This is a genomic window from Paenibacillus sp. JT31N7, from assembly GCF_059692095.1.
In genome coordinates this window covers 1,150,352-1,164,111 of the sequence record NZ_JCAUAT010000001.1, presented here as the reverse complement: position 1 = coordinate 1,164,111, position 13,760 = coordinate 1,150,352, and the positions used below count along the sequence as shown (strand labels likewise).

The 13,760-nt window shown below is 55.2% G+C and carries 10 protein-coding genes; 8 read left to right on the top strand and 2 right to left on the bottom strand.

Features of this window, described 5'->3' with window-relative positions; translation table 11 throughout:
- Nucleotides 1-61 precede the first annotated feature (61 nt).
- Together AC58P5_RS05165 and fadR are read right to left on the bottom strand one after the other, a co-directional pair.
- A complete protein-coding gene (locus AC58P5_RS05165) occupies nucleotides 62-823 on the bottom strand; it encodes an electron transfer flavoprotein subunit beta/FixA family protein (protein ID WP_497385006.1) in 762 nt (253 codons plus the stop codon).
- 54 nt (nucleotides 824-877) lie between these two features.
- Nucleotides 878-1,462, bottom strand: coding sequence for a fatty acid metabolism transcriptional regulator FadR (fadR, locus tag AC58P5_RS05160; RefSeq protein WP_016423441.1), 585 nt, complete (start codon nucleotides 1,460-1,462; stop codon nucleotides 878-880).
- Between the two features lie 269 nt (nucleotides 1,463-1,731).
- On the opposite strand from fadR, the gene AC58P5_RS05155 reads away from it, so the two are divergent.
- The 8 genes from AC58P5_RS05155 to AC58P5_RS05120 all read left to right on the top strand — a co-directional run bounded on the left by AC58P5_RS05155 (nucleotide 1,732) and on the right by AC58P5_RS05120 (nucleotide 13,553).
- A complete protein-coding gene (locus AC58P5_RS05155; protein WP_497385004.1) occupies nucleotides 1,732-3,900 on the top strand; it encodes a (Fe-S)-binding protein in 2,169 nt (722 codons plus the stop codon).
- Nucleotides 3,901-3,945: 45 nt separating this feature from the next.
- Nucleotides 3,946-6,345, top strand: a complete 2,400-nt coding sequence (locus AC58P5_RS05150) for a 3-hydroxyacyl-CoA dehydrogenase/enoyl-CoA hydratase family protein (RefSeq protein ID WP_497385003.1) — start codon at nucleotides 3,946-3,948, stop codon at nucleotides 6,343-6,345.
- A gap of 27 nt (nucleotides 6,346-6,372) precedes the next feature.
- Nucleotides 6,373-7,557 carry an acetyl-CoA C-acyltransferase gene (locus AC58P5_RS05145; protein ID WP_497385002.1) on the top strand — a complete coding sequence of 395 codons (1,185 nt, stop codon included), beginning with the start codon at nucleotides 6,373-6,375 and terminating at the stop codon, nucleotides 7,555-7,557.
- A gap of 206 nt (nucleotides 7,558-7,763) precedes the next feature.
- On the top strand, nucleotides 7,764-9,545 hold the full coding sequence (locus AC58P5_RS05140) for an acyl-CoA dehydrogenase FadE (RefSeq protein WP_497385001.1): 1,782 nt from the start codon (nucleotides 7,764-7,766) through the stop codon (nucleotides 9,543-9,545).
- 30 nt (nucleotides 9,546-9,575) lie between these two features.
- Entirely contained in the window at nucleotides 9,576-11,264 is a 1,689-nt protein-coding gene (locus tag AC58P5_RS05135; protein ID WP_497384999.1) for a long-chain-fatty-acid--CoA ligase, read from the top strand.
- Between the two features lie 108 nt (nucleotides 11,265-11,372).
- Complete coding sequence (locus AC58P5_RS05130; protein WP_497384998.1) at nucleotides 11,373-11,786, top strand: PaaI family thioesterase; 414 nt, start codon at nucleotides 11,373-11,375, stop codon at nucleotides 11,784-11,786.
- 174 nt (nucleotides 11,787-11,960) lie between these two features.
- Nucleotides 11,961-12,302 carry a bacillithiol system redox-active protein YtxJ gene (gene ytxJ / locus AC58P5_RS05125; protein WP_497384997.1) on the top strand — a complete coding sequence of 114 codons (342 nt, stop codon included), beginning with the start codon at nucleotides 11,961-11,963 and terminating at the stop codon, nucleotides 12,300-12,302.
- Between the two features lie 264 nt (nucleotides 12,303-12,566).
- Nucleotides 12,567-13,553, top strand: coding sequence for a DMT family transporter (locus AC58P5_RS05120; RefSeq protein ID WP_497384996.1), 987 nt, complete (start codon nucleotides 12,567-12,569; stop codon nucleotides 13,551-13,553).
- Nucleotides 13,554-13,760: the final 207 nt, after the last annotated feature.

The following is a 13,760-nucleotide window of genomic DNA, read 5'->3' as shown; positions in this document are numbered from 1 at the left end:
CGCCTCCTAAATGGACTCATAAAGGGAATAAGTGCGCATAATGATCGCGGATGCGGAACAATCAGATGACCTTCGCTTCCGTACGCAAAAGCTGCACAAGCTCCGCAGCCGTCTGCGCGGGTTCGCCCTTGAGCGTTTTTCCGGCTTTGCGGGGAGGCGGCAGAAACAGATCCACGCGTTCGGTGCGTGATTCCACCGAGCTAAGACCGATATCATCCAGCGTGATTTCCCGGAACGGCTTCTTCTTGGCCTTCATGATTCCCTGCAGGGAAGGATAGCGGGGCTCGTTTAATCCCTGCTGGGCCGTGAAGAGCGCCGGAAGCGTCACTTCCGCCACTTCCAGGTCCCCCTCGGCGTCGCGGTGTACACTCGCCTTCCCGCCGGCAGTCTCAAGCTTCGTAATCGAGCTGACGTGGGGGATACCGAGCAGCGCAGCCAGACGGACGGCCACCTGGCCGGCGCCGTTGTCGACGGAGAAGTTTCCGCCGAGCAGAAGATCGTACGTTTCCTGCGACAGGAAAGCATGAAGCGCCTGTGCCACGGCATGCTCATCGCCGCCGATGCGCTCGTCGTTAATCAGGACGGCTTCGTCGGCCCCCATAGCAAGCGCGCTTCGCAGAGCCTCTGCCGAGCGCGACGGACCGCAGGAAACGACGACGACCTTGCCTCCATGCTCGTCGCGGAGCTGGATTGCCTGCTCGACGGCATATTCGTCATAGGGATTGATGACAAACTTGACGCCATCTTCCGAAATTTGTCCGTTTTCAAGCACGATTTTTTCCTCGGTATCAAACGTTTGTTTCAGCAGCACGAAAATGTCCATCGTTGTTGTCCCCTTCCTCTTTTGAAATGAGTATCCACTATGGATAATCGGCTTCTAAGCCTGAATTCCCTGAAGAAAGAACTGCACGGTGCCGTCCACTTGAGCGGACAACGAATATTTGCGTCCGGAAATGAGCCAAGAGGTGACGACTTCATCCATCGCCCCGAAAAGCAGCAGACGGGTAAGCTTCACATCGAGATCGGCCCGGAACAATTTTTCCTCGACGCCCTGCACAAGAAGCTTCTCGATTAATTCAATATACGGCTTAACGGCTTTTCCTATTTCCTTGCGAAGCTCCAATGAACTTTGCCGGAGCTCGATTTGAGTGACGAAGGCGAGATCGACGTTATTTTCCAGCTCCGTATAGTGGATCTCGCAAACTTTGCGGAGCGCTTCCTTAACGCCCGTGGTCTGCTCGATGTGCATATGAAACTTGCCTACAAGCTCGCCGAGTTTCTCGCGGAACAAGGAGATGAGAATATCCTCCTTTCTTTTGAAGTACAAATAAATCGTACCGTCCGCGACGCCGGCCGCTTTGGCAATTTTGGAAACCTGAGAGCGGTGAAACCCGTGTTCGGCGAATACTTTCAGCGCAGCTTCGAGAATTAAATCATATTTTTCTTTTTTTTTGCTTGTCATGGAATCACCTCGGTGCTAAAATACGAATTAAATAGTGAATGAATACTCATTCATTTTCTACAGACATCATAAAATAGATCCAGGGCAATGTCAATGACTGAATGACCCGCTGTAAAGGCGAAGTTCCGAGGTTGTGGCACCATGAGAAGAGCATGATTAATCCGAACGTTAGCCAGGAGAACCATGCTTTTATTTGCCGGGGTCATGTAAACGCTTTATATGGTGGAAGTGATAAAAGATGTTAGCATCCGAGAAAGGGGTTGTTTCCGATGCCGGGAGCGATCGTGCAGTTGATTCTGTTTCTGGGCGTGACGGGATTCGGCGTTTACCTGTTCGCCAAAGCGGTGTACCACCGTTACCTCTATGTGAAGCTCGGACAGCCGGTCGATTGGGGAGGACAGATCGGGGAAAGGCTGAAAGATTTCGCCGTTCAGGTGTTCGGCCAGACGAAACTGCTCAAGGACAAGAAAAGCGGTATCATGCACATCGTCATTTTTTACGGGTTCATTATTCTTCAGTTCGGTGCACTGGACATTATCGTCAAAGGGCTTTCCGGTCACGGGCTGCCGCTTCCCGGTTACGAAGCTTTCGGTCTGTTCCAGGAAATCACGGTAGCGGCTATTCTGATCGCCATGGGTTACGCCGCATACCGCCGGTACGGAGAGAAGCTGAAACGGCTGAAGAGAGGATGGAAGCCGAGCCTGGTCGTCTACTTTATTTTCAGCCTGATGCTGTCGGTCCTTCTGACGCTTGCTTTCGACCGGATCCGGGAAGGGCTGGAGCCTTCCGCTATGGCACCGATCTCATCCGTGCTGGCCGCCGGGTTCGGGTGGACGCCTCTTGGGGCGGCCGTCGTTCTGTATCACGTGTTCTGGTGGGCGCACCTGCTCATTCTGCTGGCGTTCCTGGTTTATGTGCCCCAGTCCAAGCATTTTCATCTGATTACGGCACCGCTTAACATTTTGCTGAAAAGACGGGAACCCGCCGGACGGCTGCGGAAACTGGATCTGGAAGATGAGGAAGCGGAATCGTTCGGGCTGAGCAAGATCGAAGACCTGACCCAAAAGCAGATGCTCGATCTGTATGCGTGCGTGGAATGCGGGCGCTGCACCAACGTGTGTCCCGCCTCCAGTACCGGTAAAATGCTCTCGCCGATGCATATGATCGTGAAACTGCGCGATCACCTGACCGAGAAAGGAGCTGCGGTTACGAGCAAGTCTCCCTGGGTTCCTGCCTTTGCTTTCTCTGGCAGTACGGTGCATGAAATGAATACAGAGGGCCACGAGCTGGGCGCATGGAACGGCTCGGGCATTACCGACATCGCCCCGACGATGAACGCGCAGAAGCATTCCTGGGTGACGACGGACAAAAAGCCGGAGGAAATGGAACTGGTCGGCGGTGTTATGACCGAAGAGGAAATCTGGTCCTGCACGACGTGCCGCAACTGCGAAGACCAGTGTCCGGTAGCGAACGAGCATGTGGATAAAATCGTCGATCTGCGCAGACATCTCGTCCTGATGCAGGGCTCCATGCCGCATGACGGACAGCGGGCTATGCAGAACATCGAGCGCCAGGGCAACCCATGGGGAATTTCGCGCAACGACCGGGCCAAATGGGTGCAGGAAATCGATCCGAAAGGCGAACTCCACGTTCCGACAGTCAAAGATAACCCGGAATTCGACATCCTGTTTTTCGTCGGTTCAATGGGCTCTTACGATAACCGGAGCCGTAAAATCACACGTTCGCTCGTCCGCCTTATGAATGAAGCGAACGTCAATTTCGCTATTCTCGGCAACGAAGAGAAGAACTCCGGCGATACTCCGAGGCGGCTGGGGAACGAGTTTTTGTTCCAGCAGCTTTGCGAGGAAAATAGTAAGATTTTCCGGAAATACGGGGTGCGCAAAATTGTGACCGCTTGCCCGCATACGTACAACACGTTGAAGAACGAATATCCCGAATTCGGACTGGAAGCCGAGGTTCTTCACCATACGGAACTTCTGGATGAACTGGTCCGCACCGGAAAGCTGACTCCGAGCCATGAGGTGAACGAACGGATCACGTATCACGATTCGTGCTACCTCGGCCGTTACAATAACGTCTACGATCAGCCCCGGAATGTGCTCAAAGCGATTCCCGGCGTGGAGCTGGTTGAAATGACCCGCACCCGTGAGAACGGAATGTGCTGCGGTGCGGGCGGAGGCATGATGTGGATGGAGGAAACGGCCGGCAAGAGAGTCAATCTGGCCCGGACCGAGCAGGCGCTGGAGGTTAACCCGACGGTGATTTCATCGGCTTGTCCGTACTGTCTGACCATGATGGAAGACGGCGCGAAAATGAAAGAAGTCGAAGAAACGGTCAAAACCCGGGATATCGCGGAACTACTCGAAGAATCCGTATTTGGTGCCAAGGCACCGGCGCCGTTCCAAACCGTTTCGTAAGAAAAAGCGGCCGGACGGCAGATGAAGATCAGGAGGGAATCCGACATGGTGAATCAGATTCAAAAAGCGGCCGTTATCGGCTCCGGCGTGATGGGGGCGGCCATTGCGGCACACTTGGCAGGTGCGGGGATTTCGTGCCTGCTGCTGGATATTGTTCCGACGGCTTTGACGGATGAGGAAACGAAAGCGGGTCTGACCTTGGAGCAGCCGAAGGTGAGAAACCGCCTGGCGGCGGGAGCGATTGAGAGGCTGAAGAAAACGAATCCGGCTCCGCTGTACAGCGAAGCGTTTGCGGCACGCATCACACCCGGAAACCTGGAAGACGATCTGGCCGAATTATCGGGCGTCGACTGGATTATCGAAGTGGTCGTGGAACGCCTGGACGTGAAGAAACAGCTCCTGGCCCGGATCGAGCAGGTCTGGAAGCCGGGAACGATTGTGTCCTCGAATACGTCCGGAATTTCCATTGGATCGATGGCGGAGGACTGCGGCCCGGAATTCAAACGGCACTTTTTAGGTACTCATTTCTTTAACCCGCCGAGATATATGAAGCTGCTTGAAGTGATTCCGGGAGAATCAACCGATCCCGAAGTCCTTCGGTTTATGGCTGATTTTTGCGAGAAGAGGCTCGGAAAAGGCGTCGTTACGGCCAAGGATACGCCGAATTTTATCGCCAACCGGATCGGCACATACGGGCTGCTCGTCACACTCCGGGAAATGCTGGAGAAAGGCTATACCGTCGAAGAAGTCGATGCCGTAACGGGGCCTGCGCTCGGCCGTCCGAAAAGCGCCACGTTCCGCACCCTCGATCTTGTCGGGCTCGATACTTTCGTGCACGTCGCAAGGAATGTATTCGACCTGGTCAACAACGAAGCGGAGAAAACGATTTTCGACGTTCCGGCGGTACTGACGGGCATGGTAGAGCAGGGGTGGATCGGCGAGAAGAAGGGCCAGGGCTTTTATAAAAAGGTAAAAACGGGATCTGGAAAAGAAATCCAGGCCCTGGACCTCGGGACCATGGAGTATGCTCCGTCGCGGAAAATTACCTCTGCATCTCTCGAGGCGGCCAAGAATACCAAAGGTACGGCCGGTAAAATCAAAGCGCTGCTTTCAACGCCGGATAAATACTCCGAGCTGGCCTGGAACGTGGTCAAACCCGCCCTGCTTTATTCGGCCGAGAAACTGGGCGAAATCGCGGATTCCATCGTGGAAATCGACAATGCGATGAAGTGGGGCTTCAACTGGGATCTGGGGCCTTTCGAGCTGTGGGACGTCATCGGTTTGGAACGCTCGGTCAAAAGAATGGAACAGGAAGGGGACACCGTTCCCGCCTGGGTGAAGGAATGGATAGCCGCCGGTCACACTAGTTTTTACGAAAAACGTGAAGGTGCGACGTTCTATTATAACCGGGGCACGTACAAGGAAGTCGATACGCGTCCGGAGCATATTTCGCTAAAAGCGCTCAAGCAGCAAAATAAAGTGATTTTAAGCAACAGCGGCGCGAGTCTGATCGACATCGGAGACGGCGTGGCGTGTCTGGAGTTTCATTCGCCAAACAATGCGATCGGCGCCGATATTTTGACGATGGTGCAGAAAAGCACGGAAGAAGTGAGACGCAATTACCGCGGGTTGGTTCTCGCCAATGAAGGCCGTCACTTCTGCGTGGGCGCGAACGTCATGATCCTGCTCATGGAAGCGCAGGACGGGGAGTGGGATGAAGTGGACAGCATCATCCGCCTGTTCCAGAACTCCATGATGACGCTGAAAAGGCTGGAGAAGCCGGTCGTCGCCGCGCCTCACAGCATGACGCTCGGAGGCGGTGTCGAAGCGTGTCTGCCGGCCGACCGGATTATTTTCTCGCCGGAAACGTATTTCGGCCTGGTTGAAGTAGGGGTCGGCGTCATTCCGGCCGGAGGCGGCTGCAAGGAAATGGCTCTGCGGAGCAGCCAGCTTGCTGCGGGCGATCCCGAGGTGGACCTTCAGCCGCACATCAACCGTTACTTCGAAACGATCGGGATGGCGAAGGTGTCCACCAGCGGTTACGATACGAAGCGGCTCGGCTACATGGGCCCCAGAGATTCCGTCGTACTGAACGGCGATCACCGGATTTATACCGCCAAGCAGGCGGTGCTGGCCATGGATCGCGAAGGCTATGTGCTTCCGCAGGAAGAGAAGATCCGGGTCGTCGGCGACAGCGGCAAAGCGGTGCTGCAAATCGCTTCATACACGATGAAGCTCGGCGGCTACATCAGCGGCCACGATCAGCTTATCGCGAACAAACTGGCGCACGTGCTGGCAGGCGGAGACGTTCCGGCCGGGAGCCTGGTAACGGAACAGTACATGCTGGATCTGGAGCGCGAGGCTTTCCTGAGCCTGTGCGGCGAACCGAAAACCCAGCAGCGGATGCAGCACATGCTGACCCAAGGCAAGCCGCTGCGCAACTAATTCAGGACGAAGCGAGGGGAGAACACAATGAAAGAAGCGGTCATTGTATCGATAGTGCGCACTCCGGTAGGAAAAGCGAAGAAAGGCAGTCTTGCCCAGACGAGGGCCGAAGATCTCGGGCGCATCGTCTTGGATGAGGCGGTCAGACGGGCGCCGGGGCTGCGCAAGGAAGACGTGGAGGACATCATTATCGGCTGTGCGATGCCGGAAGGCGAGCAGGGGCTGAACTTCGCCAGGACGATGGCGCTGTACGCGGGTTTCCCTGCTTCGGTTCCGGCCGTCACGATCAACCGGTTCTGTTCCTCCGGGCTTCAGTCCATCGCCTACGCGGCGGAACGGATCATGCTCGGGTATGCCGACGTGATTGTGGCCGGAGGCGTGGAAAGTATGAGCCACGTGCCTATGACGGGGTTCAAGCTGTCGCCGCATCCGAAGCTGGCCGTGGAGATGCCCGAGGTTTATATGGGCATGGGGCACACGGCGGAGAACGTCGCGCAGCGGTTCGGAATCACCCGCGAGGATCAGGACGCCTTTGCGGCGGAGAGCCACCGCAAAGCGGCTGCCGCGATTGCCGCAAGCCGATTCAAGGAGGAGATCGTTCCCGTCGAAACGAGCGTGAAAGGGGTGGATGCCGGCGGCAAGCGCTGGGAGAAGCCGGTCGTGCTCGACACGGACGAAGGCGTCCGTGCCGATACGACAACCGACGTGCTCGCGAAGCTGCGTCCCGCCTTTGCGCTGAAAGGCAGCGTAACGGCCGGCAACGCCTCGCAGACGAGCGACGGCGCGGCGGCGGCTGTGCTGATGAGCCGCGAGCGCGCGGAGGAGCTGGGCCTGAGGCCGCTGGCCGCTTTCCGCTCCTTCGCCCTGGCGGGTGTCGAGCCCGAGATAATGGGCGTAGGACCGGTCGAAGCGATTCCGAAGGCGTTGAAGCTGGCTGGCATCACGCAGGATCAGGTGGATTTGTACGAGATCAACGAAGCGTTCGCTTCGCAGTGCGTGCACATTATCCGCGAGCTGAAACTGGACGAAGCGAAGGTGAACGTAAACGGCGGCGCTATCGCGCTCGGTCATCCGCTGGGATGTACGGGCACGAAGCTGACGGCCAGTCTCGTTCACGAGCTGAGACGCAGAGGCGGCGGTTACGGTGTCGTGTCGATGTGTATCGGCGGCGGAATGGGAGCGGCGGGGGTGTTCGAAGTTTACGGAGAATAACGGGTTCCGGTTGTCTGGGCATCAAAGCAAGGTTGCCGGCTCACGGCTCCGCGGTTTGCAGGAGCCGTGAGGTTTTCTTTTCGAAACATCAAGGCTTCGTCCATGCGAGGGTTAACCGAACCATCCACCGGTCTGCCGGAAGCGGCGGAAACCGGAAATAAAGCAAGCTTATCTTCGCATATGAATCCATAAAGGAGAGATTGCGCATGATTGAAACGAGAAAATGGACACAAGGCGGAAGTTTTGTAATCGAAGATTTGGATATAAACGCTCTCGTAACCCCGGAGGATTTTACCGAAGAACAGCGAATGATGATGGAGACGACCCGCGACTTCGTAGAAGGAGAAGTGTTGCCGAACGACGAAAAAATTGAGAAGCTCGATTACGAGCTGACCGTCAAACTGATGCGCAAAGCGGGAGAAATCGGCCTGCTGGGCGCGGATGTACCGGAGGAATACGGCGGACTCGGGCTCGATAAAATCAGCTCGACCGTCATTAACGAAAACTTGTCCAAAGCCTCCGCTTTCGCCTTGTCCATCGGCGCCCACGTCGGAATCGGTACCCTGCCGATCGTCTTCTTCGGTACGCCGGAGCAGAAGAGAAAATATTTGCCCGAACTCGCTGCGGGCGAAAAAATCGCAGCCTACTGCCTGACGGAGCCTACTTCCGGCTCGGACGCGCTGGGCGCGAAAACGACGGCAAAGCTGTCGGAAGACGGACAGCATTATATTTTGAACGGCTCTAAGCTGTATATTACCAATGCTGGTTTCGCCGATATATTTATCGTATACGCCAAGGTGGACGGCAAAGATTTTACCGCCTTTATCGTGGAACGCGATCTGTCAGGTTTCTCCGTCGGACCGGAAGAGAAGAAAATGGGCATCAAAGGCTCGTCCACTTGCCCGCTCTATTTTGAAGATGTGCATGTGCCGGTCGAAAACCTGCTCGGGGAGGTCGGACGCGGCCATATTATCGCATTTAACATTTTGAACATTGGTCGATTCAAGCTGGGAGCGGGCTGTCTCGGCGCCAGCAAGGAAGCCATCGAGCTCAGCGCCAAATACGCCAATACCCGTACGCAGTTCGGGCAGCCGATTTCTTCCTTCCCGCTTATCGGCAAGAAGCTTGCGGAAATGAATATCCGTACGTATGTAACGGAAAGCATCGTGTACCGCACATCCGGCATGATCGACACGGCGCTCCAGAATCTCGACCACAACAGCGCGGAAGCGGGACAACAGTCCGCCAAAGCGATCGCCGAGTATGCGCTGGAATGCTCCATTAACAAGGTGTTCGCATCGGAAGCGCTTGATTTCGTGGCCGATGAAGGCGTGCAGATTCACGGGGGCTACGGCTTCATTCAGGAGTATAAGATCGAACGGATTTACCGGGACTCGCGGATCAACCGCATTTTTGAAGGAACGAACGAAATTAACCGCCTTCTCATTCCGGGAACGCTGCTCAAGAAAGCGATGAAGGGCGAACTTGATCTCATGGGCAAAGCGCAGGCTTTGCAATCCGAGCTCATGCAGCTTATTCCGGGGCAAACGTTCGACGAAACGCTGGAGCAGGCAGCCCATCTGACCGCTATGGCGAAAAAAGTATTCCTGATGGCGGGCGGCTCCGCCGTGCAGAAATACGGCATGAACCTGGAGAAACAGCAGGAAGTGCTCAGCAACCTGGCGGATATGATGATCCAGATCTATGCCATGGAAACGACGCTGGTGCGTACGCGCAAGCTCATCGCGAAATCCGGCGAAGAGAAAGCGAAGAACGCGATCCAAATGACGGATGTCTTCATTCAAGAGGCGTTCGCCGAGATCGAACGTCTCGCCAAGGATACGCTGGCCGCCATGGAAACCGGCGACGTGCTGCGCACCCAGCTGTCCGTTCTCAAGAAGCTCACACGCAGCACCCCGGTCGATGCGGTCGGACTGAAGCGCGAAATTGCGGCTCGTGTCATAGCTGCTGAGAAATACGTCATCTGACGATATGGCCCGCGAAAGGGATGATCTTGTATGGATTCGGCTAAGCCATGGCTGCATCACTACGAAAGTGAAGTCGCCTCGACTTACGAGTATCCCAGGCATAATTTAGCGTACTTTCTGGTGCAGGCGGCGGGGAAAAACCCGCAGCTGCCTGCCCTTTATTTTATGGGCAAGAAAATCAAGTACGGTCAGTTGATGGAAGCGTGCTATCGGTTCGCGAACGGACTGAGACAGCTCGGCGTCAAGAAAGGGGAGCGGGTGGCGATTATGCTGCCCAACTGCCCCCAGAGCGTGATCGCTTATTACGGGGCGCTGCTTGCCGGCGCGGTGGTGGTGCAGACGAACCCGCTCTATATGGAGCGGGAGCTGGAGCATCAGCTTGTCGATTCCGGGGCCGTCGCGATCGTTACTCTGGATCTGCTGTACCGGAGAGTCAGCGCGGTTATGCCAAGAACACACCTGCGGCACATGCTCGTTTCTTCTTTGAAAGAATATCTGCCTTTTCCGAAGAACATTCTGTATCCGATTAAAGCGAAGCGGGACGGGGCGGATTTGAGCGTCCCGTGGAGCGATTCCGTCCGTTCCTTCCATACTCTGCTTGCAACCTCATCGGCAATACCCGTGATGGAGGAAGTGAATGCGGCCGAGGATGTGGCGCTGCTCCAGTACACCGGAGGAACGACAGGACTCTCGAAGGGCGTCATGCTGACGCACCTGAACCTCATCGCCAATACGCTGCAGACGAGGCATTGGTTCTACCGGGCGGTAGACGGACAAGAAATTTATTTGGCAGCGCTTCCATTTTTTCATGTGTTCGGCATGACCGTGCTCATGAATCAGGCGGTCGTCCGCAGCGGCCTGATGGTGCTTGTCCCGAAGTTTGAAGTGAGCGAAATCCTGGGTCTCATTTCAAAGCTGAAGCCGACCGTGTTTCCGGGCGCGCCGACGATGTACATTGCCCTGATTAATCACCCCGACATCCGGTCGTACGATTTGTCTTCGATTAATGTGTGCATCAGCGGCTCCGCCCCGCTTCCTCTGGAAGTGCAGGAAAGATTCGAAGAGTTGACGGGCGGCCGCTTGATCGAAGGCTACGGCTTAACGGAAGCGTCCCCGGTGACGCACGCGAACCCCATCTGGGGAAGAAGGAAGATCGGCTCGATCGGCATTCCGTTCCCCGACACGGAAGCCAGAGTCGTGGACCCCGCAACCGGAGAGGAAGCGGGAATCGGCTCGATCGGCGAGCTAATCGTGAAGGGGCCGCAGGTCATGAAGGGATACTGGAACCGACCGCATGAATCGGAGGCCGTTTTGAAGAACGGCTGGCTCTACACCGGAGACATGGCCCGTATGGACGAGGAAGGCTATTTTTCAATCGTGGACCGGAAAAAAGATATCATTATTGCAGGCGGTTTCAATATTTATCCGCGGGAAATCGAAGAAGTTCTTTTCGAGCATCCGTCCGTCAAGGAAGCGGTCGTGATCGGAATACCGGACCCTTATCGGGGAGAGACTGTGAAAGCCTTTGTCATCGTAAGGGAGGGAGAAAACCTTACGGAAGAGGAGCTCAATACGTGGTGCCGGGAGCGTCTGGCGGCTTTCAAAGTGCCGCGGCGGTACGAATTCCGGACGCAGCTTCCGAAAACAATGGTCGGCAAAGTTCTGCGCCGCAGACTGCTGGAGGAAGAGCTCCAGCGAATTTCCGCCGAGAAGGAATAAGCACGCCCGTTTTTCCGGCCCGCTCCATCGCTTAAGCCCCCGGAACGGGGCTTTTTCTTTCCGGAACATGCCGGTATAATGGCGCTAACAGAGAAGGGAGGGATACCGATGGAACAAGAGAATACAGTCAGTCCGCAGTTTCGGCATCTGATGGAACGAGCCAGAAATACGTTTTGGGAGTATCTCGGCTGTGAGATCGTGGAGGCGGCCGCGGACAAAGTCGTGGTCCGGCTTGTCGCCCAGCAGCATCATCTCAATCTGATCGGAATTGTTCATGGGGGAGTCACCTCTTCCATGCTGGATAACGCCATGGGTGTCGTGCTCATGCTCGCAAGACCCGACGACAAGATTGTGACGACGAATCTGAATGTGCAGTTCGTGGCGCCCATGCAGCCCGGCGAATTGTACGTGACGGCGGAAATTGTCCATCAGTCGCGGAAAATGCTTACGGCCATCGGCCGGGTCACGGATGCGGAAGGGCGTCTGGGCACCTTGGGGACCGGAACGTTCCGGGTAATCTGAGAGAGCCGGATTTGGTTGAAAAAGAACCTGAAGAGGCGATCTCTTCAGGTTTTTTCCATAAACGGGGAAGCGCCAGTCCTTTTCAGAAGTTTGATCCGGTTGTGTGCAATCGAATAATTCATTATACTATTTATAATCCTTATAAACAGGAAGTATGGAAGGGAGCGAATCAACATGGCAAATTGGACTGAAGTAACCGCACTGGAACAATGGAACGAGATTTTCGATGGATCCGCCGAGAAGCCTTTCGTCATGCTGAAGCACAGCACAACCTGCCCGGTCAGCGCCAGCGCACTGGAAGAATACGACGAATATTTGGGCAAGAACCCTAACGAGAAGGTAAACTATTACCTCGTTAAGGTGATCGAATCCCGTCCCGTCTCCAATAAAATTGCCGAGGATGTCGGCGTGAAGCATGCTTCCCCGCAAATTATTTACGTGAAGGACAAGTTTGCGGAATGGAATACTTCCCACTGGTCGGTAACGTCCAAGCACATTTCCGCGGTACTGGACTAACAGAATCAGCTAGAGGTACGGATACATCTGTCTAATTTGTTAGATTGGTAATATATACACCTGTATATACGAAATGATGTACGATATACTTGTCTTACGGACGGGTATCGTGGAAAGTAGCCGTCCGTCGGATCTTTTTTTCATAACCTTTGCCCGGGTGGGCTCAGGTTATTTTTTTTGCTCCGGAGGATGGCCCTTCGTTTCCAAATCAGGTATACTGATCCGAGTACATAAATTGACCCATGGTAAAGGAACACAGAAATCATGACGACACAATCGAACGACAAACCTCTGATTCCGGTGCCTCTCGCATTTATCGTCGGCATTATCGGAATCTCTTTCTCTGCCATTTTTGTGCGCTGGAGCGAAGCTCCCGTGGCCGTAACCGCCATGTACCGCCTGCTGCTGACGAACCTGATTATGCTGCCGTTTCTGTTCAAATACACGGCCGAGATCAAAGCGATCCGCTGGAAATCGGTGCTCGGCCTGATCGGCTCGGGCTTGTTTCTGGCGCTGCATTTTCTGCTCTGGATGGCGTCTCTGAGCTATACGACCGTCGCCTCCTCTACGGCGCTGCTTACGCTTGAACCGATCTTCGTGATGATCGGGGCGTACTGGCTGTTCCGCCAGAAGAACAGCTGGGGCACCGTCATCGGCATGCTGATCGCGATGATCGGGGCCGCCATGATCGGCTGGGGGGACTTCCGGTTCTCCGGGGAAGCCCTGAAAGGCGATCTCTTGTCTATCGTCAGCGCCGCGGCCGTTGCCGTTCATATGCTGCTCGGCAAAACGATGCGGCAGTCCATGTCCGCGTTCGTGTACAGCTTCTTCGTCTTCCTGGCCGCCGCCGCCGCTCTCGGCGTCTACAACCTAGTGCAGGGGACACCGCTTACGGGCTATTCGCAGAATGACTGGCTCATGTTCCTGCTGCTCGCTATCGTACCGACGATGTTCGGCCACTATCTCTTCAACTGGCTGCTGAAATATGTGAAAGCCGCGACAGTATCCATGAGCGTACTCGGTGAGCCGCTCGGCTCGACGGTACTCGCGTTCTTCCTGCTCGGCGAGGCGATAACCGGCATCCAAATCGGGGCGGGCTGCCTGCTGCTGTTCGGCATCTGGCTGTTTATCCGCAGCCAGGGCAGGAAAGGGAAGGACGAAATGGTGGCGACTCCCGCCGTACCCGCGCCCCTGCCTGAAATGCCGGAGGAGCGTACGGGCGCTTCCCGGCCTCCTTTAGCCGACGGTTGAACGATTAGTATTCCTTCTTAACAGAAAGAAATAAAACGCCGCAAAAATACACAAAAGCGCAAAAAAAAGTCCCTTTAAGGGGCTTTTTTTCATAGTTAAACGAATTTAGGTCATTTTGGTGCTGCTTGGGTCATAAAGATTTCTTATAAAAGTTTCTTCATTTGTAAAACCGCCTGTTTCAAAATCCCAAAATTAGGATAATAAATA

Excerpts from the sequence above, each read along its gene's own strand:
- AC58P5_RS05140 (WP_497385001.1), top strand. The coding sequence starts at position 7,764 with ATGATTGAAACGAGAAAATGGACACAAGGCGGAAGTTTTGTAATCGAA.
- AC58P5_RS05135 (WP_497384999.1), top strand. The coding sequence starts at position 9,576 with ATGGATTCGGCTAAGCCATGGCTGCATCACTACGAAAGTGAAGTCGCC.
- AC58P5_RS05130 (WP_497384998.1), top strand. The coding sequence starts at position 11,373 with ATGGAACAAGAGAATACAGTCAGTCCGCAGTTTCGGCATCTGATGGAA.
- ytxJ (WP_497384997.1), top strand. The coding sequence starts at position 11,961 with ATGGCAAATTGGACTGAAGTAACCGCACTGGAACAATGGAACGAGATT.
- AC58P5_RS05145 (WP_497385002.1), top strand. The coding sequence starts at position 6,373 with ATGAAAGAAGCGGTCATTGTATCGATAGTGCGCACTCCGGTAGGAAAA.
- AC58P5_RS05120 (WP_497384996.1), top strand. The coding sequence starts at position 12,567 with ATGACGACACAATCGAACGACAAACCTCTGATTCCGGTGCCTCTCGCA.
- fadR (WP_016423441.1), bottom strand. The coding sequence starts at position 1,462 with ATGACAAGCAAAAAAAAAGAAAAATATGATTTAATTCTCGAAGCTGCG.
- AC58P5_RS05150 (WP_497385003.1), top strand. The coding sequence starts at position 3,946 with ATGGTGAATCAGATTCAAAAAGCGGCCGTTATCGGCTCCGGCGTGATG.
- AC58P5_RS05165 (WP_497385006.1), bottom strand. The coding sequence starts at position 823 with ATGGACATTTTCGTGCTGCTGAAACAAACGTTTGATACCGAGGAAAAA.
- AC58P5_RS05155 (WP_497385004.1), top strand. The coding sequence starts at position 1,732 with ATGCCGGGAGCGATCGTGCAGTTGATTCTGTTTCTGGGCGTGACGGGA.